This window comes from Novosphingobium sp. MBES04 (assembly GCF_000813185.1).
GTDB lineage: Bacteria > Pseudomonadota > Alphaproteobacteria > Sphingomonadales > Sphingomonadaceae > Novosphingobium > Novosphingobium decolorationis.
The window spans coordinates 1,079,297-1,098,078 of sequence record NZ_DF850488.1; the positions used below are offsets into that span (position 1 = coordinate 1,079,297).

16 protein-coding genes are annotated in these 18,782 nt (G+C 67.5%); 8 read left to right on the forward strand and 8 right to left on the reverse strand.

The genetic code is table 11. The annotated features are described in order from the left end of the window. Positions 1 to 116: 116 nt before the first annotated feature. The gene (locus tag MBENS4_RS04880) at positions 117 to 2,708 is read left to right on the forward strand and encodes a TonB-dependent receptor plug domain-containing protein (RefSeq protein WP_039389155.1); all 2,592 of its coding nucleotides are present in this window, start codon (positions 117 to 119) and stop codon (positions 2,706 to 2,708) included. A gap of 305 nt (positions 2,709 to 3,013) precedes the next feature. Then, positions 3,014 to 4,171, forward strand: coding sequence for an NAD(P)/FAD-dependent oxidoreductase (locus MBENS4_RS04885; RefSeq protein WP_039389157.1), 1,158 nt, complete (start codon positions 3,014 to 3,016; stop codon positions 4,169 to 4,171). A gap of 241 nt (positions 4,172 to 4,412) precedes the next feature. Here the strand turns inward: MBENS4_RS04885 and MBENS4_RS04890 are convergent, their stop codons facing one another. Next, positions 4,413 to 4,775 (reverse strand): tRNA-binding protein, encoded by a 363-nt coding sequence (locus tag MBENS4_RS04890; RefSeq protein WP_039389159.1) that lies wholly within the window; start codon positions 4,773 to 4,775, stop codon positions 4,413 to 4,415. Between the two features lie 208 nt (positions 4,776 to 4,983). Between MBENS4_RS04890 and MBENS4_RS04895 the strand changes: the two genes are divergently transcribed. Together MBENS4_RS04895 and MBENS4_RS04900 are read left to right on the forward strand one after the other, a co-directional pair. Further along, positions 4,984 to 6,474: an NAD-dependent succinate-semialdehyde dehydrogenase gene (locus MBENS4_RS04895; protein WP_052322001.1), complete on the forward strand. Its 1,491-nt coding sequence runs from the start codon at positions 4,984 to 4,986 to the stop codon at positions 6,472 to 6,474. A 5-nt stretch (positions 6,475 to 6,479) separates the two neighbouring features. Continuing rightward, positions 6,480 to 7,553 carry a tartrate dehydrogenase gene (locus MBENS4_RS04900; protein WP_039389161.1) on the forward strand — a complete coding sequence of 358 codons (1,074 nt, stop codon included), beginning with the start codon at positions 6,480 to 6,482 and terminating at the stop codon, positions 7,551 to 7,553. Between the two features lie 108 nt (positions 7,554 to 7,661). On the opposite strand, the gene MBENS4_RS04905 is transcribed toward MBENS4_RS04900, so the two are convergent. From MBENS4_RS04905 to MBENS4_RS04925, 7 genes are all read right to left on the reverse strand, one after another. Beyond that, on the reverse strand, positions 7,662 to 8,159 hold the full coding sequence (locus tag MBENS4_RS04905; RefSeq protein ID WP_039389163.1) for an Lrp/AsnC family transcriptional regulator: 498 nt from the start codon (positions 8,157 to 8,159) through the stop codon (positions 7,662 to 7,664). A gap of 26 nt (positions 8,160 to 8,185) precedes the next feature. Then, complete coding sequence (locus MBENS4_RS04910; protein ID WP_039389164.1) at positions 8,186 to 8,914, reverse strand: haloacid dehalogenase type II; 729 nt, start codon at positions 8,912 to 8,914, stop codon at positions 8,186 to 8,188. After that, entirely contained in the window at positions 8,901 to 10,274 is a 1,374-nt protein-coding gene (locus MBENS4_RS04915) for an aminotransferase class III-fold pyridoxal phosphate-dependent enzyme (RefSeq protein WP_039389165.1), read from the reverse strand. Before MBENS4_RS04915 ends, MBENS4_RS04910 begins: the two co-directional genes overlap by 14 nt. Before the next feature lie 282 nt (positions 10,275 to 10,556). After that, positions 10,557 to 10,946, reverse strand: coding sequence for a molybdopterin cofactor-binding domain-containing protein (locus tag MBENS4_RS26430; RefSeq protein ID WP_340140794.1), 390 nt, complete (start codon positions 10,944 to 10,946; stop codon positions 10,557 to 10,559). Then, the gene (locus MBENS4_RS26435; protein ID WP_242404783.1) at positions 10,853 to 12,211 is read right to left on the reverse strand and encodes a xanthine dehydrogenase family protein molybdopterin-binding subunit; all 1,359 of its coding nucleotides are present in this window, start codon (positions 12,209 to 12,211) and stop codon (positions 10,853 to 10,855) included. Before MBENS4_RS26435 ends, MBENS4_RS26430 begins: the two co-directional genes overlap by 94 nt. 2 nt (positions 12,212 to 12,213) lie before the next feature. Continuing rightward, entirely contained in the window at positions 12,214 to 12,750 is a 537-nt protein-coding gene (locus MBENS4_RS26440; RefSeq protein WP_242404784.1) for a molybdopterin cofactor-binding domain-containing protein, read from the reverse strand. Positions 12,751 to 12,752: 2 nt separating this feature from the next. Continuing rightward, positions 12,753 to 13,220 carry a (2Fe-2S)-binding protein gene (locus MBENS4_RS04925; protein ID WP_039389166.1) on the reverse strand — a complete coding sequence of 156 codons (468 nt, stop codon included), beginning with the start codon at positions 13,218 to 13,220 and terminating at the stop codon, positions 12,753 to 12,755. A gap of 248 nt (positions 13,221 to 13,468) precedes the next feature. On the opposite strand from MBENS4_RS04925, the gene MBENS4_RS04930 reads away from it, so the two are divergent. From MBENS4_RS04930 to MBENS4_RS04950, 4 genes are all read left to right on the forward strand, one after another. Next, the gene (locus MBENS4_RS04930; RefSeq protein WP_039389167.1) at positions 13,469 to 14,188 is read left to right on the forward strand and encodes an NAD-dependent deacylase; all 720 of its coding nucleotides are present in this window, start codon (positions 13,469 to 13,471) and stop codon (positions 14,186 to 14,188) included. A gap of 89 nt (positions 14,189 to 14,277) precedes the next feature. Further along, positions 14,278 to 14,775 (forward strand): RNA polymerase sigma factor, encoded by a 498-nt coding sequence (locus MBENS4_RS04935; RefSeq protein ID WP_039389168.1) that lies wholly within the window; start codon positions 14,278 to 14,280, stop codon positions 14,773 to 14,775. After that, positions 14,772 to 15,755, forward strand: coding sequence for a FecR family protein (locus MBENS4_RS23880; RefSeq protein WP_052322003.1), 984 nt, complete (start codon positions 14,772 to 14,774; stop codon positions 15,753 to 15,755). Before MBENS4_RS04935 ends, MBENS4_RS23880 begins: the two co-directional genes overlap by 4 nt. 36 nt (positions 15,756 to 15,791) lie before the next feature. Beyond that, on the forward strand, positions 15,792 to 18,779 hold the full coding sequence (locus MBENS4_RS04950) for a TonB-dependent receptor (RefSeq protein WP_052322004.1): 2,988 nt from the start codon (positions 15,792 to 15,794) through the stop codon (positions 18,777 to 18,779). Positions 18,780 to 18,782: the final 3 nt, after the last annotated feature.

The following is an 18,782-nucleotide window of genomic DNA, read 5'->3' on the forward strand; positions in this document are numbered from 1 at the left end:
GCGACACAAAGGTCCGGACAAATAACGCCGGAACCCAGAGATCCGACCACCACGAACAGAAAGGTACGGGTCCACAATCGGAGAGGGAGGAATGACACAACAAGGGGGATTACGTGATGACTAGGATCACCAAGTATCGGGGGCTTGTTGCCACCTCCACGCTCGCCGTGGCGCTCGCCTCGTCGCCTGCACTTGCACAGGACAGCGTCGTTTCCGCCGACGAAAGCGCGGCCAACGCCATCATTGTCAGCGGCCTGCGCGGCCAGCCGCGCTCGGTCACCGATTCCGCCGTGCCGGTCGATGTCTTCAGCGAAGAGACCATCGAGCGCGCCTCGCAGACCGACACGCTCGATATCCTGCAGACGCTCATTCCGTCCTACACCGTCAACCGCGCGGCCAACACCACGTCCGACACCTTCATCCGCGCGCCCAGCCTGCGCGGCCTGCCCGCCGACAAGACACTGCTGCTGGTCAATGGCCGCCGTCGCCACAAGTCGGCCAGCGTCGGCGTAAGCGGCTATGGCAGCCACGCGGCGGACTCGGCCGTGATCCCGGCCATCGCGCTCAAATCCATCGAGGTCCTGCGCGACGGCGCCGCCGCGCAGTACGGCTCGGACGCCATCGCGGGCGTCATCAACTACGAACTCAAGGACGACAACCACGGCGGTTCGCTCGTGGCCCAGGTCGGCCAGTACTACGAAGGTGACGGCGAAAGCGTCCAGATCGCGGGCAACATCGGCCTGCCGCTGACCGACAACGGCTTCATCAACATCTCGGGCCAGTACACCGACAACGACTACACCAACCGCGCACGCACCTTCGATTCCACCTCGTGGAATCCCTTCGACGCCTACGAGAACGATCCCGCCTACCGCGACGCGGTGGACGCGGCCGGCATCGACCTCTCCGAGCCGATGGAAGTGCGCGGCCAGCCCAAGGAACGCGCAGGCCGCATCGTCGTCAACTCCGGGATCGACCTCAGCGACGACACCGAGCTCTATGCCTTCGGCAACTTCTCGCGCTCGAAGGGCACCGCCATGGCGACATTCCGCGTGCCCGGCGGCGGCCACGTGGTCATGGACAACCCCGTGCGCCTCGAGGACGGCTCGACCTGGCGCTTCGCCGACCGCTTCCCGCTTGGCTACCAGCCCAACTTCTCGGGCAAGGTGACCGACTGGAGCATCGCGGGCGGTTGGCGCACCGAGCGGGACCTGGGCGGTGACCAGACCTTCTCCGCCGACATCGCCGCACGGTACGGCTGGGACAAGATCGAATACTCGATTGCGGACACCGTGAACCCCTCGATGGGCCCGGATTCGCCGACCGACTTCGACGCCAGCACCTACACTTCGGACGAGTTCGCGCTCAACGCCGACTTCGTCTACACCGTGGGCGTGGGCCTCGCCGGTCCCCTCGTCTTCAACTTCGGCGGTGAGTTCCGCCGCGAAGGCTTCAAGATCGGCGCGGGCAGCCCCGGCTCCTACACCAGTGGCCCCTGGGGCATGGCCGACCCGTTCAACTTCTGCTCGAACGAAGCCAACTTCGCCGACCGCTCGCTCAACGCGGGCGCACCGATGGGCATGGGCATTTCCTGCACCGATCCCTCGGACCCGGTCTACACCATCATGCAGCCCGGCTCGAACGGCATCACCGGCCTTTCGCCCGATGTCGCCAGCGACTTCACGACCGAGAGCAAATCGGCCTACGCCGAACTCAGCGCGGACGTGACCGACGAATGGTTCATCGACTTCGCGGGCCGCTACGAGGACTACCAGAGCTTCGGCGACAAGTTCGTCTGGAAGGTCGCCACCCGCTACAACGTCACCGATTGGGCCGCCGTGCGCGGGTCGCTCGGCACGGGCTTTCGCGCGCCGACGGCGGGGCAGCTCAACATGACCCAGTCCGCGATCAACACCGTGGGCGGCGTGCCGATGAACATCGGCCTCTACCCCGCCTCGCACCCTGTCGCGCAGTACCTGGGCGGTGAGGAACTGGGCCCTGAAACCTCGAAGAACTACTCGCTGGGCCTGACCCTCAATCCCTTCGACGGCTTCACGCTGACGATCGATGCCTACCGCATCAAGATCGAGGACCAGCTCTACGCCACCTCGCGCATTACCGTGACGGACGACATCCGCGCGGCCATGATCGACGCAGGTATCGAGGGTGCGGGCGCCATCGACCAGATCCAGTTCTTCCAGAACGCGATCGACACCACCGTCGAGGGTCTCGACGTCGTGGCCTCCTACCGCGGCTACTTCCTGGGCGACCAGCCGACCACGATCACCGCGGCGTTCAACACGAACTCGTACAAGATCGACAGCGTCAACATCGCGCAGGTCTCGTTCAACGACGTGACCGTCTACAACTTCGAGAACAACAACCCCGACTGGCGCGCCAACGCCACGGTGTTCCATGACTTCGGCCCCGTCCAGGCCATGGTGCGCGCCAATGTCTTCGGGCCCTGGTCGCGCCAGACGACCCGCGCGGGCAACGCCATCCAGGACTACGGCACCGAGGTTCTCTTCGATGCCGAGCTGACCGCTCCCCTGGGCGATGGCTACAGCCTGACGCTTGGCGCCCGCAACCTCTTCGACGGCTACCCGCCGGTGAACCGCATCGACGACACCAACGGGCGCACCTACGTCGACGGGCCCATGAGCTGGCAGGGCGGCTTCTATTACGCACGTCTGAACTTCAACTTCTGAGGTGCGTATCGGGGCCGCAAGGCCCCACCCCATCGGCTCCGAGGCCGCCTCCTGCCCTTCGCCAGGGCGGCCTCGGAAACGATCTTCATTTCGAAAACACCCTACCTTGACCGGGCCCGAAGCCACGCGCTCCGGGCCCGCTTTTTTGGGGCGTAACACCCCTCTTTCCCATGCCCCCCTGAACAAGGAGCGATCCGCATGAGCGATACCCCTTCCCCCGCACTGACCCGCCGCGGCCTTCTCGCCACGGGTGCCGGTCTGGGTGCAGCCGCGGCCCTTTCCGCCACCTCGTCCGCCAGGCACAGGTGTCCGCCCGGCCCGGCGCCCCGGCGATCAACCGCAACCTGCCCGACGTCGCCGTTGTCGGCGCGGGGGCCTTTGGCGGCTGGGCCGCGCTGTCGCTGCGCGAGGCCGGAGCCAAGGTCACACTGGTCGACGCCTATGGCCCGGGCAATCCGCGCGCCTCTTCGGGCGATGAAAGCCGCCTCCTGCGCCTCTCCTATGGCCCGCGCGAGATCTACACCCGCTGGGCCCGCCGCGCGCAGGCCCTCTGGGAGCAGCGCCAGGAGGAATTCGGCACGCGCCTGTTCTATCCCAACGGCAGCCTGCGCACGATGTCCGCCGATGCTCTGGCCGAGCAGCGCGCGCTCTTCGACCGGCTCTCGGTGCCTTACGAGGTGCTCTCCCCGGACGAAGTCCACGCGCGCTGGCCGCAGGTCGACTTCTCCGAATACGAGACCGTGTTCTACGAACCCACCGGCGGCGTCGTGAAAGCGCGCGAGGCGATGGTCGCCGCGTCCGAAGCGTTCATGCACAAAGGCGGTACGATGAAGATCGGCCACGCCAAGCCCGCCGCGGCAGGAGGCTCCGCACCGCTGACCGTCGATGGCAAGCCGCTGGCCTGCGGCGCTGCCCTCTTCGCGTGCGGCCCCTGGCTGCCGCGCGTGTTCCCCGAGCTGCTGGGCGACCGCATCGTCACCCCGCGCCGCGAGATCTTCTACGTCGGCTCGCCCATCGACGACCACCGCTACCGCTGGGAGCACCTTCCCAATATCGCCGACAGCCACACCTACACCGCTGCCGATGTCGACTACGGCACCAAGATCGCGGCGAACCTGCGCGACGTGCCGATGGACCCGGACGAGGGCGACCGCATGGCCTCGGGCTTCCTGCGCGCGCAGGTGGAGGACTACGTCGCCCGGCGCTTCCCCGGCCTCGTCGGCCAGCCCATCGTGGCCACCCGCGTGTGCCAGGTGGAACTGAGCGACAACGGCCACTTCATCATCGACCGCCACCCCGACCTGCCGGGCGTGTGGGTCGCGGGCGGAGGCTCGGGCCATGCCTTCAAGATGGGGCCGACCATCGGGGAATACCTCGCGGCACGTGTGCTCGACGAGCCGGGCGACAGCGCCACCGATGCGCTGTTCGCGCTCGCCAGCCATAAGGCGCGGACGCACGAGTAGGGTTCAAGAAAAGAATAGGTCCGAGGGCCATCGCCCTCGGGCTCCCCAAACCGTTTGCGGCAGTTCGCGCGGCTACCTTGCGCATCGATGGTAAGGTCAGGGACCATTGGATGGGGGCAAAGCCCCCTTTTATTCCGAGTTGCCTCACCCCACAGCGCGGAACGCGAAGCAAGGCGCGACGCTCCCCGATTCCGGGAGCCCGAGGGCGATGGCCCTCGGAAACACCTTCCTTTCTTCCCCCTCAGAACAATGCCGAACCGTCCTCCACGCGCGAGCGGGGCGAAACCACGATGACGCCGGTATGCCCGCTCTCCATTGCCTCGCCCGGTGCGCCCAGGATCAGGACCTCGGAGGTGAACCCGGCGATGTTGCGCGCGCCGAAGTTGACGATGCAGCAGACCTGGCTGCCGAGCAGTTCCTCGGGAGAATAATTCGTGACCTGTGCGCTCGACCAGCGAAGCCCGAGGGGGCCCAGGTCGACCTCGATCTTGTACGAGGGATTGCGCGCGCGGGGGAAGGGAAGGACCTGCGTGATGGTCCCCACCCGGATGTCGAGCGCATCGAAATGGGCGTATTCGGCGGCAGGTTTTGCTTCGGGCGTCATAATGGCTCCAGATGGCTGTTTCCTGCGCAGTCTAGCGCCCAGGCAGCGGTGGCGGCGCCCCTTGTTAGCGGGGCCCGTGCGAAATTCTGCCGCGCCTTTTGCGCAATTCGGTGGCATGTGCCGCCCGGCATTCGCATCCAGGTACCACCCGCTCGCGTGCCCCGACTAGAACGAGGGGACGACGCCAACTCCAATTGCAGGGCCACAGATGACCGACACCCTCGATACGCGCACCGCCCCTCTGGGCGAAAGCCTCGCCAACCCCGCGCTCTTTCGCCAGCAGGCCTTTGTTGCGGGCGCGTGGGTCGATGCCGATGGCCGCGCCACGCTCGACGTGACCGACCCGGCGAGCGGCGCGCGCGTGGGCACCGTTCCGGCCTGTGGCACGGCGGAGACCCGCCGCGCGATTGCGGCGGCCGAAGAGGCGCAGGCGCAGTGGCGCCGCAAGACGCCCCAGCAGCGCAGCGCCGTCATCGAGGAATGGCATCGCCTCATCATGGCCAACCAGGCCGACCTTGCCCGCATCATGACCGCCGAGCAGGGTAAGCCCCTTCCCGAAGCGGCGGGCGAGATCGCCTATGCCGCGAGCTTCGTGAAGTGGTTTGCCGCCGAGGGCCTGCGCATCCACGGCCACGAGGTCGGCTCGCCCTTTGCCGACCGCCGCATCCTCGTGCGCAAGGAGCCCATCGGAGTCACCGCCGCGATCACGCCCTGGAACTTTCCGGCCGCAATGATCACCCGCAAGGCCGCCCCTGCGCTGGTTGCGGGCTGCGCGATGATCGTGAAGCCGTCTGAACTCACTCCCTTTACCGCGCTGGCCCTCGCCGCGCTCGCCGAAGAGGCTGGGCTGCCCAAGGGCGTCCTCAGCGTCGTCACCGGCCTCCCCGCCGAGATCGGCGCGGAACTGACCTCCAGCCCCGTCGTGCGGATGTTGACCTTTACAGGCTCGACCCGCGTAGGCGCGCTGCTGATGGAGCAGTGCGGGGGCACGGTGAAGAAGATGGGCCTGGAACTGGGTGGCAACGCCCCCTTCCTAGTTTTCGACGATGCCGATGTGAACCTTGCCGTTGAAGGCGCGATGGCCAGCAAGTTCCGCAACGCCGGACAAACCTGCGTGTGCACCAACCGCTTCTACGTGCAGGCGGGCATCCACAACCGCTTCGTCGAAAAGCTGGGCGCGGCCGTACGCGCACTTAAGGTGGGCGCGGGCACCGAGGAAGGCGTCAACATCGGCCCCCTCATCAACAAGGCCGCCTGCGACAAGGTGGAGGCCCACGTCAATGACGCGCTGGCCAAGGGGGCGCAGATCGCCGCACAGTGCGCCGCGCCGGACGGCTACGCCGCACCCATCGTGCTCGCGGGCGTGACCGAAGACATGCGCGTGTGCCACGAAGAGACCTTCGGGCCGCTCGCCCCTGTCATCCGCTTTACCGACGAGGCCGAGGCGATCCGCGCGGCGAACGACACGCCCTATGGCCTTGCGGCCTATTTCTACACCCGCGACATGGACCGCGCCTGGCGTGTCAGCGAGGCGCTCGAATTCGGCATGGTCGGTCTCAACACCGGGGCCATGGCGATGGAAGTCGCGCCCTTCGGGGGCATGAAGCAATCAGGTCTTGGCCGCGAAGGCGCGAGCGAGGGCCTGGAGGAATTCCTGGAAGCCAAGACCTTCCATTGGGCCGGGATCAAGGGAGCCTGAGACGAATGAGTGAACGTACCTATCGCATTGCCGTGATCCCCGGGGACGGGATCGGCAAGGAAGTCATGCCCGAGGGCGTGCGCGCGCTGGAAGCCGCGGCCAGGACCTTCGGCTTCACGCTGGAGCTGGAATGGCACGACTTCGCCTGCTGCGAATACTACGCCCAGCACGGGAAGATGATGCCCGATGACTGGAAGGCGCAGATTGGCGATGTCGATGCGATCTACTTCGGCGCGGTCGGCTGGCCCGACACCGTGCCCGACCACATCTCCTTATGGGGCTCGCTCATCCAGTTCCGCCGCGAATACGACCAGTTCGTGAACCTGCGCCCAGTGCGCCTGATGCCCGGCGTCCCCTGCCCGCTCGCCGGCCGCGAGCCCGGTGACATCGACATGATGATCGTGCGCGAGAACACCGAGGGCGAATACTCGGCCATCGGCGGAATCTCCTTCCCCGACACCGAGCGCGAGATCGTGGTGCAGGACACGATCATGACCCGCTTTGGCACCGAGCGGATCCTGAAATACGCCTTCGACCTTGCCATGACGCGCCCTGAAAAGCACATCACTTCGGCCACCAAGTCGAACGGCATCGCGATCACCATGCCCTGGTGGGACGCACGCGTCGAAGAAATGGCGGAGAAGTACCCCGAGATCCGCACCGACAAGTACCACATCGACATCCTCGCCGCGCAGTTCGTGATGAACCCGGACCGCTTCGACGTGGTCGTCGCCTCCAACCTCTTCGGCGACATCCTCTCCGATCTGGGGCCCGCCTGCACCGGCACCATCGGCATCGCGCCGTGCGGCAACATCAACCCGGACCGCTCCAAGCCCTCGCTGTTCGAGCCGGTGCACGGTTCGGCCCCCGACATCGCGGGCCAGGGCATCGCCAACCCGGTCGGCCAGGTGTGGTGCGGCGCGATGATGCTGGAGCATCTGGGCGAGACCGAGGCCGCCGCCGCCATCGTCGCGGCCATCGAGAGCGCGCTGTCGAAGCCCGAAACGCGCACGAAGGACCTGGGCGGCGCAGCCGACACCGTAGGCTGCGGCACCGCCATCGCCGAGGCCATCGCCTGATACCGCGAGGTCCCTCCCGTCACAGGTGGGAGGGGCCTCACACACGAAAAAGCCCGGCCAGGAAGCTATCCTGGCCGGGCTTTTTCGTGCCGGGCGGTGTGGCTGTACTCAGCGCGCGAGGGCCGGAGCGTGGAGCTTGACCGGGGCCTGCCCGCGCGCCACCGCGGTCTTGATCACGATATAAGAGAAGTACTTGGAAACGCCGATGCCGCTTTCCAGCAGCTCCTCCATCATCTCCTGGTACTCGGCAATGCCGCGCACCACGAATTTCAGGAGATAGTCGAAGCCGCCACTGACGAGGTGGCATTCGACCAGTTCCTCGTACTGCGCGATGCGCGTCTCGAACTTCTGGAAGTCCGCGCGGCGATGGTCGCCCAGCGTCACCGAGGTGAAGACGATCTGGCTCGTACCGATCTTGGCGAGGTTGATGATCGCGCTGTAGCCCGAAATCAGTCCCGCCGATTCCAGCCGCTTGACGCGGGTAAGACAGGGACTGGCGGACAGGCCCACCTTGTCCGCCAGTTCCGCATTGGTGATGCGGCCGCTTCGTTGCAGTTCGGCCAGGATATTGATGTCGATCCGGTCGAGTTTCGGTGCATTGATCATGGTGCGGCCCCTGTCTTTTTCGGTACTTAATCCCCGTTGCGTAGCTCTTCCTGGTGCGCCTTCACAAGGTCGGCCATCGAATTGAACCGGAAGTCGTAAGTCGGCTCGTGCGAGGGGGTCATGGTCGCCCCGAAACCTTCCTGCGCGTGGCGACGGTAGATCCAGCAATTGGCCATACCGAACTTGCGCGCGGGAACGTGGTCATGGAACAGGCTTTCGGCGGTGTGCAGGATATCGCCCGGCTCCAGGCCCAGGTCGCCGATGTGGCCATTCATATACTCGAAATTGCGGTCCGAGGGCTTGTAGGCGCCCACGTCCTCGGCCGAATAGATCGCGTCGAATTCGACCTGCAGCTTCTCGTTCGAGTACTGGAAGGTCTTGTTGTCGACGTTCGAGAGGATGATCAGCTTGTAGTACTTCTTGAGGTACTGGAGCGCTCCCGGACTGTCGACGAAGGCCGGCCAGTTGCGCACCGAGCGCCCGTATTCCTCGCACTCGGCCTGCGAGAAGGGAACGCCCCACTGCTCGGCCAGGCGCTTGTAGACGATGGGCAGGAGATCCCGATAGGGCTTGCCCGGCGTCTGGGCCTGCTGGCGCGATTCGTGGCGCGCGTGGGCCTGCAGGATCTCGTCGCGGCTCATGTCGGTGCCCACCCGCGCGGTCAGTTCGCGCAGGCCCTCGATCATGCCCGATTCCCAGTCGATGAGCGTGCCGTAGCAGTCAAACGACAAGGCCTTGTAATCACCCAACCGCATCGCGGATCTCCTTGATAGTAAGCAGTTCGTCGAGGCTCTTGCGGAAGCGCTCCAGCATGAGGTCGACTTCATCGGTGGTGATGCACAGCGGCGGCGCGAAGCCGACGATGCCATCTCCGAAGGCCCGGAACACCACGCCGTTGCGATAGCCGATATCGGCAAGGTGCTGGGGCAGTTTCATCTGTGCAGTGGGCCGCGTCTTGGCCACCTTGTCAGTGACCAGTTCGACACCGGCCAGCAGCCCCTGCGAGCGCACGTCCCCGACCAGCGGATGATCGCGCAGCGCCTCCAGGCCCTTGGCGAGGTGCGCGCCCGAGGCGACGCCGTTGGCGAGCAGGCCGCCCTCTTCGTAAAGGCGCAGGACCTCCAGACCGATCGCCGCGCTCACCGGATGGCCCGAATAAGTCATGCCGTGGCCGATCGAGACGCCCGGCGGGGTCGCATCGGCAATGGCGCGGTAGATCCGGTCCGACATGAACAGCGCGCCCATCGGCGCATAGCCCGAGGTCAGCCCCTTGGCGGTGGTCATGAAGTCGGGCGTTAGCCCCTCGTGCTCGCAGGCGAAGAGCGGTCCGGTCCGTCCGAAGCCGGTAATGACCTCATCGATGCAGAACAGGATGTCGAGCTCGCGGCAGGCCGCCTGCATCGCGGAGAGCCAGCCCTTGGGCGGGACGATCACGCCGCCCGAACCCACGACGGGCTCGCAGAAGAAAGCCGCGACGTTCTCCGCGCCCAGTTCCTCCACCTTCGCCTTCAATTCGGCGACAGAGGACGCGATCAGCGCGGCATCGTCGCCCTCGAAGCGGTAGGGATAGGGGCACGAGATATGGTGCTGGACGGGCGTGGGCACATCGAACCCGGCGTGGAAGGCGGGCAGGCCGGTCAGGCCCGAGCCGGTGCTGCTCGAGCCATGATAGCCGCGCTCCAGCGCGATCATGTGCTTCTTCTGCGGGCGGCCCGTGATGTTGTAATAGTAGCGGATGAAGCGCACGACGCTGTCGACCGCGTCCGACCCGCCGAGCGAGAAGAACACGTGGTCGAGGTCCCCCGGCGCGCGCTGGGCAAGCTTGGTCGCGAGCTCGATCGCGGGTTCGGAACCGAAGTGGAAGTAGCCCGTGGCATAGGGCAGGCGCGACATCTGCTCGGTCGCCGCTGCAACGATGCTGTCCTGGCCATAGCCCACGTTGACGCACCACAGCCCGGCGAACCCGTCGAGCAGTTCATGCCCGTCGATGTCGGTGAGGTAGGTGCCCTTGCCCGAACGCAGGATCGTGGCCCCGCGCGCCTCGTGGTCGCGCCACGAGGCCACCGGGTGGATCCAGTGCGCCTTGTCGTTTTCCAGCAGTGAATTGGCGATCATGTTGTGTCCCTTGCGGCTCGGCCTTCCGTTGTAGTGGGACGGGGGTGTCTTTGCTCCCGATTGCGGCGGGGGCTGCCGCGTCTTCTGTCGTTTTTGGCCGGGCAGGCAGGCGAATCTGCTTCACACGCGCGCACGTACGACGATGCCGAGAATCCCCCAGAAACCCTTGCCTTTTTGCCCCTTATCATGCGCAATTCACGCAAGGACGTGGAGGGCACGAGGTGATCCCAAGCCCGCAGCCCCGCCCAAATCGGTACTATCTGCTGCGCCGCGAAGTCCCGCTCAGACGAGATCCTCTTCGCGTAAGGGGAGCTTTCGGATGCGCTTGCCCGTCGCCGCGTGCACCGCATTGACGAGCGCGCCCACCACCGGCGGCAGTGCCGGTTCGCCAAGCCCGGTCGGGCCGTTGTCGCTGGGCACGAAGGCCACCTCGATCGCGGGCACCGCGTCGATGCGCATGAAGGGGTGGGTGTCGAAATTCGCCTGCTCGACCGCGCCGTCGACCTGCGTGATTTCCTGGCCCGCCATTGCCTGTCCCAGCCCTTCGATCACGGCGCCGCGCACCTGCTGCTCGGCGTTCAGGGGATTGACGATCTGGCTTCCGACATCGCCGGCCGCCCAGACGCGCGGCACACGCACCATCCCATCACGCACCTGCGCCTCGACCACCACCGCGAAATACCCTGCATGGCTGAAGTAGAAGCCGAAGCCCTTGCCGCGACCGCTTTCGAGCCCGTCGGACCGGCCCAGTCGGCCATCTCCAGCACCTTCTCGATCACGCTACGCGCGCGACCAGTCTGGAAATCGGCCTCGCGCGGACCACTCCCCGGGATCGTACGGGCCTCCTCGCCGAGCAATTCCAGAAGAAGCGCCGGGAGATCGCGTCCCCCCGCCTGCGCCACCTCGTCGAGGAAGGACAGCAGCACGAAGCCCAGGCTGTTCGAGCGCGGCGCGCGCAGCCAGCCGGTGGGCAGGTTGGTCGCGATCAGGCTCTGCTCGATCCGCGCATCGGCAAGGAGGTTTGCAGGGACAATGCCCGCGGCAACCTCCGCCCCGCGCGAGGGCTCTCCGTCCGCTCCGAAGGTCACGTAGTGGTCGCGAAAGGCAGTCAAGCGCCCTGCCGCGTCGATCCCGGCTTCCAGTTCATGCCATGCGCCCGCCCGGAAGAAGTCGCGGCGAAACTCGTCCTGGCGGCTGTAGAGGAGCTTGACCGGAACGCCCGGTACCTTGGCCGCGATAGCCGCGGCCTGGACCATGTAATCGCCCATGAGGCGCCGCCCGAAGCCTCCGCCGATGCGGGTGAAGTGGATGCGGATCGCCTCTTTCTCCAGCCCGAGCGCAGCAGCGACAAGCGCACGTCCGCTTTCCGGGTTCTGCGTGGGCGACCAGATCTCGATGGCATCGCCGGTGAAGAGCGCGGTCGTGTTCTGCGGCTCCAGCGTGCCATGCGCCAGGATCGGCACCGCATAACGCGCCGTGATCCGCTGGCTGGCACCGTCCAGCGCGGAGGCCACATCACCCTTGTCCAGAACGGTCTTCTCGGGCGCGCGGTCCAGGGCTTCCCCCGCGCACTTCGCATACCCTTGCGTGGAGTAGCCCTCCACCGCGCGGGTATCCCATTCAACCTGGAGTGCAAGGCGCGCCTGGTCGGCGCTCCACCAGCTTTTCGAGAGGATCGCGACGCCGTCGAGCTGCGATTCCGCCTGCCCGTCCCCCTCGATCACGAAGACGTGTTCAATGCCGGGCAGCGCACGGATCTCGTCGAGGTTGGCCGAAACGAAACGTCCGCCCACCGCCGGGCAGGTTTCCAGCACGGCGTGGAGCATGCCCGGCCGGTCCACGTCGATCCCGAACAGCGGCTTGCCCTGCGTGATCGCGGGCGTATCGACGCCCATGACCCGTGTGCCCACGATCCGGAACGCGGACGGGTCCTTCAAGGTCACTGTCGCGGGATCAGGCGCTGTCTGACGCGCGGCCCTGCGGCGAAGGTCGCATAGGGCGCCGAGCGTCCGCTCGCTTCGTGGAGCACCCGGCCCTCAGAACTCGACAGTGACGCGACCGGCACACCCCATTCCTGCGCGGCGGCGGCCAGCACCATCGCGCGCGCGGCCCCGCCTGCCTGGCGCATGGGCAGCCACTCGCGCCCCGTGGTGCGGCTGCCGCCCGCCGATTGCGCGCCATAGATCCCGGCATCGGCGTCGGTCTGCTCCACCGTCACGCTGTCCCAGGCGACGTCAAGCTCCTCGGCGATGAGCATGGGCAGCATGGTCTTGGCGCCCTGCCCGATCTCGGCGTTCTTGCCCCCGATCACGACGCGGTTGTCGGGCAGGATGCGCACGAACGCGGTGATCGGCGCGGCATCCAGCCCTTGCGCAGAGGCGCGCCCCAGCGGCAGCGCGAACTCGAACGCGACGCCGCCTCCGGCAAGCAGGCTGGCGGCAATGAAACCCCGGCGGCTGAGAGAGGTCCGTGCCATGGTCATGCCTCCTTCGCCTTGTGCGCCGCATCCTTGATGGCGGCACGAATGCGGGTGTAGCTCGCACAGCGGCACAGGTTGCCCGCCATGGCCGCGTCGATGTCCGCATCGGTGGGTTCGGGCACTTCGTGGAGGAAGGCCGTCGCGTTCATGATCTGCCCGGCCTGGCAATAGCCACACTGGGGCACGTCGAGCGCGCACCAGGCCGCAACCACATGGCGCCCCACAGGGTCGGCCCCGGCCGCCTCGATGGTGGTCACGTTCTGGCCTTCGATGAGCCCAATTGGCGTGATGCACGAACGGGTCGCCACCCCGTCGACGTGGACCGTGCAGGCCCCGCACAGGCCCGCCCCGCAGCCGAACTTGGTGCCGGGCAGGCCGATATCCTCACGCAGCGTCCACAGGAGCGGCTTGGCCGGATCAACGTCGAGCGTCGTCTCAGCTCCATTGAGGGTAAAGCGGATTGCCATCGTGTCCTCCGTGGGGCCTCAAGGCCCATGCGTCCCGTACTGCCCGTTTACAGCACAGGCCCTAGCGCGAACCAACCGGGATTTTGTGCCGGATTGCCCGGATCGACCCGCCACTCCTGCCATCTGCGCGCACCTGCGCGGGAGAGCCCACCTTCGCGCCTGATTTTCCCGGTCTTTCTTTCCAGGGCTGCCTTTGCGCCCGCCCCGAAAACGCTAGGATGGGACAGAACCACAGGACCACACACGCCATGACCGATCTCGTCCTCCTGACCGGCGCAGGGATCTCTGCCGAAAGCGGCCTTGCCACCTTCCGCGGCGAAGGGGGCCTGTGGGAGGATGTGGACCTCCGCGCGCTGTGCTCGGCCGAGGGGCTCGCCGCCCAGCCCCGCAAGGTCCACGCCTTCTACGACGCGCGCCGGGCGCAGCTGCGCGAAGTGGCTCCCAATCCGGCCCATGCCGCTCTGGCACACCTGCAGGAGCGCTGGACCAGCGAAGCACGCGGAGCCTTCACGCTCGCCACCATGAACGGCGATGACCTGCATGAGCGCGCAGGCAGCCGCGAGGTGCTCCACCTGCACGGCACGCTCTTTGCCGCGCTGTGCGCCGAATGCGGCAACCGCGTGGGCTGGGAGGGCGAGCTCCCCGTGCGCGAGGACTGCCCGGCCTGCGACGCGCCCGCGCTGCGCCCCGATGTCGTCCTCTTCGGCGAGCCCCCGCGCCACCGCCACGCGCTCGAGGCTCTGGCTACAAAGGCCGACATCTTCATCGCCATCGGTACCTCCGCCAGCGTCCATCCCGCCGCCCGACTGCTCGGCCTTGCCCGCGCGAACGGCGCCGTCACCATCGAGGTCAACCCGGCTCCGACCGGCGCTGCAGACATCCTCCATGTCCTGGAGGGCCCCGCAAGCGAAGAGGTGCCAAGGCTCGTACGCGACCTCCTTGCCGGAGCCCACGCCGTGCCGTTCTGAGCCGCGCAAAGGCAAGACGGTTCCATCGTCTTCAAGCTGTCACGCGAAGGCCATAGGCGGCGTCCCCAAGGGGATACGGGGCTGTCACGATGCACTTCGACGAAACGGCGTACCGCAAACTGCGCACCGACATCTACGGCTTTGCCTATAGGCGGCTGGGCGATCACACCGCGAGCGAGGACGTGGTGCAGGACAGCTTCGTGCGCCTGGCCCACTACGCCCCTGATACTGTGCGCAACGTGGGTGCCATGCTGCGCCGGATCGCGCGCAACCTCATCGTCGACCACGCGCGCCTGGGCCTGCGCCGCGCCGAGGACGTGCCCGCCAGCGAAATCGAGATTCCCAGCGAGCAACCCTCCCAGGAGCACGCCATGCTGCAACGCGAACGGATGAACACGGTGTCGGGCATCATTGCCGCCATGCCCCGCCAGCGCCGCGAGGTCTTTATCCTGCGCCGCCTTCACGGGCTTTCCGCCAAGGACGTCGCCGCCCAGCTCGACATCAGCCCGAGCGCGGTCGACGCCCACGTCGCGCGCGCAGTGCTTTCGCTCCACCGCGCCATGGCCAGCCAGGACGAGTCGGCATGACGCCGCCCGACGACACCCTGCCGGACGACGAGGACGAGGCCGCCGCGCTCTGGGTGGCCCGCCATCTCAGCCATGCAGTCGATACCACCGCCTTCGAGGCGTGGCTTTCCGGCGCGCCAGACCGGCGTGCGCGCTTCGAAGCGCTCTGGGCGACCTGCATGGACGAGGCCGTCACCGACGGCCTGCGCCTTCATGCCGAAACCGCGCCCCGGCCCGCCGGCAACGACAACGCGGGAACGGCTCCGCGTGCCTCGCGTCGCCGTGCGCTTGGCCTTGTCGCGGGCGGAGCCCTGCTCGTGGGCGCACTCGCCCTTGGCCTCCCGCAACTGCGCTTTCAGCTCACGCCCGAGGAGAGCTGGAGCACGGGCCCTGGGCAAGTCCGCGCGATCACGCTGGCCGACGGCTCGCAGGTCCACCTCAATGGCAACAGCCGCCTTTTCGCCCGCATCGGGGCGACCCGGCGCGAGGTCCGGCTGGAGACGGGCGAGGCGCTGTTCGACGTGACGCACGACCCGGCCCGCCCCTTTACCGTGAGCGCACAGGACAGCACCGTGACCGTGCTGGGCACGCGCTTCGACGTTGCCCTCAACGGCGAGGTCGTGGACCTGCAGGTCGAGCGCGGTCTGGTGCGCTTTGCCGCCAATACACCGGGCATCGCCCCTGTCAGGGTTCCTGCCGGTCACACAACGCGCCTCGCCGATGGTGTGATAGCCCCGCTTGCGCGCATCCGGGGCGAGGACGCCGAAAGCTGGCGCAGCGGCTGGCTGCAGGTGCGCGACATGCCGCTGGACGAACTCGTCCCCCAGCTGGAGCGCTGGACCGACCGGCAGATCCTGGTCGAGGATCCGGCCCTCCTGCGCACGCGCGTCGCGGGCCGCCTGCACCTTGCCGAGCCGGTCACGGTGCTGGAGAACCTGGGCCTGCTCCACGGTTTCTCGGTGAAGGACACCGGTCATGCTCTGGTGCTCGACCGCATCTAGTACGACCCCATTCGACCGCGGGGAAACCGCCCGGTGATGCGCCTTGCGGTTGCGGCCAGCCTTGCCGCGATGGCGGCGCTTGTGGCCTCCCCGGCGGATGCCCGCACGCGCGACTTCGCCATTCCGGCAGGCGCGCTGGGCGACGCGCTCAATGCCTGGTCCGCGCAGAGCGGCGTCCAGGTCCTGAGCGCACCCGAAACGCTGGAAGGTCGCCGCAGCCAAGGTGCGCACGGACGGATGCCCCAGACAGACGCGCTCGAACGCATCCTTGTGGGCACCGGCCTCATCGCCCAGCGCCGGGCCGGAGCCGTCCTCATCCGCCCCCGCGCGACGGCCTCCGCCCGCACTGGCGCTGCAGCGCGTACCCCGTCCAGCGCAGCACCCGCCTACGCACCGCCCCCGCTGACCGGAGATCCCATCCACGTCATCGGCCTGCGCATGTCCGAGCGCCGCGCGCGGGCGGCCAAGCGCGAGGCCCGCGTTATTGCCGATGCCATCTCCAGCGACGAGGTACGCCGCCTTCCCGACACCAGCGTGGTCGATGCCATGCGCCGTATCCCCGGGATCTCGGTGATCCCCATTGCCGACAACGAACACCCGCGCGACGTGCCCGTCGCCCCGGTCGTGCGCGGGCTCACCCAGACCTACAACAACGTCACCGTGAACGGCCTTGCCATCGCCTCGACGGGCATTCCCGAGGCGGGCGTGAACAGCGCCAGCCGGGGCGTACGGCTCGACATCCTGCCCACCGCTCTGGTCAGCGAGCTCGTCGTTCTCAAGACCTTCACGCCCGAGCGCGATCCCAACGCCATCGGCGGCGCCATCGACATCCGCACGCGCAGCGCCTTTGCACGCGGCGGCACCCCCTTCGCCTCGCTCGAAGCCGGACTGACCCGGCCCAGCCGCCATGGCGAAGTCCAGCCCCAGTCGACCCCCGGCCTCCACGCCAGCGGCACCTTTGCCACGACCTTCGGGCCAGAGCGCCGCTTCGGTCTCGTGCTCTCGGCCGACACCCGCCGCCTCCAGAACAACAGCGACATGCACGGCACCAGCGACAGCGGGTTCCTTGCATTCTACGCCGCAGACGGCACGCGCGTGGACGAAGATGACCCGCGCGCGCAGGGGCGTCCGGTGCCGGTTCAGGACAAGTACTGGATCAACAGCTCGGACCGCCGCCGACATGGACTCTCGGCCCGTTTCGAAGCCGATCTGCCCGATCTGGCGATCTCCACGTTCCTGGGCAGCTTCACCTTCCGCGATGGCTTCATCCGCAACGAGGTCGTGATCGAACCACGCGGCGCGATCACCCGGACAAGCGACACCTCGGGCTACTTCGCGCGCGGCGCGGTGCAGGTGGGCTACCGCGACGGCGTGACCCGCACCACCACCCGGCTTGCGCTGTTCGACGCCACCTGGTCGCCTACGGACAAGGACCGCATCTCGGTTCGCGGTGCGCGCACGCGGGCGACCATGAACGAAGACTACACCATGGTGAAATTCACCTCGGGCCGGGACGCCGAGGGTGAAGTCACCGGATCGGCGGCCTTCCCGGTCACCTACGACACGAGCGCGCTCCACCACAGTTTCACCGTGCCGCGCGCAAGCTACACGAACCTGGCGCTCTACCCTGCCGCCTATTGGCGCGAGCGGGCGCGCCGCGCGGTCTCCGATCTTGATACCGCGCGGCTCGACTGGCGACGCAACATGGCGCCCGGCGACAGCGGGCTCGGCCTTGCCGCAGGGGCGGGCGTGCAACGCGCGCGCTATCGCTACCGCTATGCCAACGCCGCGTGGAACACCGACAACCGCGATCTGACCCTGGCGCAGGCGGGAGAGGTGCGCACCAATTCCCTCCCCTACAACCGCGCGGGGCTCGAACTGATCGTGATCGATCCCGACAGGGCCTGGGCGCAGTTCGCGGCCAACCAGGAGGACATCGCGCTGACCTCGGACATCGGCGATGCCCTGCGCGACCGTTTCGACCATGCCGAGACGAGCCTTTCGGCCTACGCCATGATGCGCCTGGCGCGCGGCCCCTGGGAACTGGTGGGAGGGCTCCACCTCGACCGGACCTCGCTCTTGACGCAAGGCTACATCGAGGCCGGAGATACCTGGACCGCGACAACGGCCTCTTCGCGCTACACCCGGCTGCTCCCCGCCTTTCTGGCCAATTTCGATCCCACGCCGTCCTTGCGCCTGCGCGCCGGGTACAGCCGCACGCTCGGACGTCCCAGCTACGAAAGCTACGCCCCGCGCGCCGCCATCGACTTCGGCAGCTCCAGTCTGGCCGGGAACCCGCAAAGCCCGGACGTCACTGTACGGCTCGGAAACCCGGGGCTTGCGCCGCGTACCTCGGACAATTTCGATGTGAGTGCGGAGTGGACACTGCCCGCCCGGCTCGACGGTCTCGTCTCGGCCGCGCTCTTCCACAAGCGCATTCGCGACGAGATCTTCGATGCCCTGACTCAAGGCTACACCTGGGAGGGCGTGTACTATTCCTCAGCCCAGGTGATCCGCCCCGTGAACGCCAGCGCGGCGCACATATCGGGACTGGAGCTGAGCGCGAGCGTGGGCTCGCTCGGCGCGCTCTCGCACCACCTTGCTCCCTTCGGCTTCACCGCCAACTGGACCCGGCTCGACGGCGCGATGTCGGTCCTGCAGACGAGCGGCTCGCAGCGCGTGGTCGACCGGCTGGTCGGCCAACCCTCGCAGATCGGCAATATCAGCCTGTTCTACGCCCAGGACGGCCTGGAACTGCGCGCCGCGATCAATGCGACGGGGCGCGCGCTTCGCGCCGTGGCGCCCGACGCGCCCTCGCAGGACGTCTACTGGGCGCCGCGCCGCCAGGTCGATCTCCAGGCCCGCTACCACTTTGCGCCGCGCTGGAGCGTGGTGCTCGACGTCTCCAACCTCACCCAGGCCCGGCTGACCAGCCTCACCGGCCCCGGGCATGGCTGGCTCAAGGACAGCTACGCGGTTCCGCGCAGCGTGCGCCTCAGCCTGCACTGGGGGCTGGGAGGGTAGGCT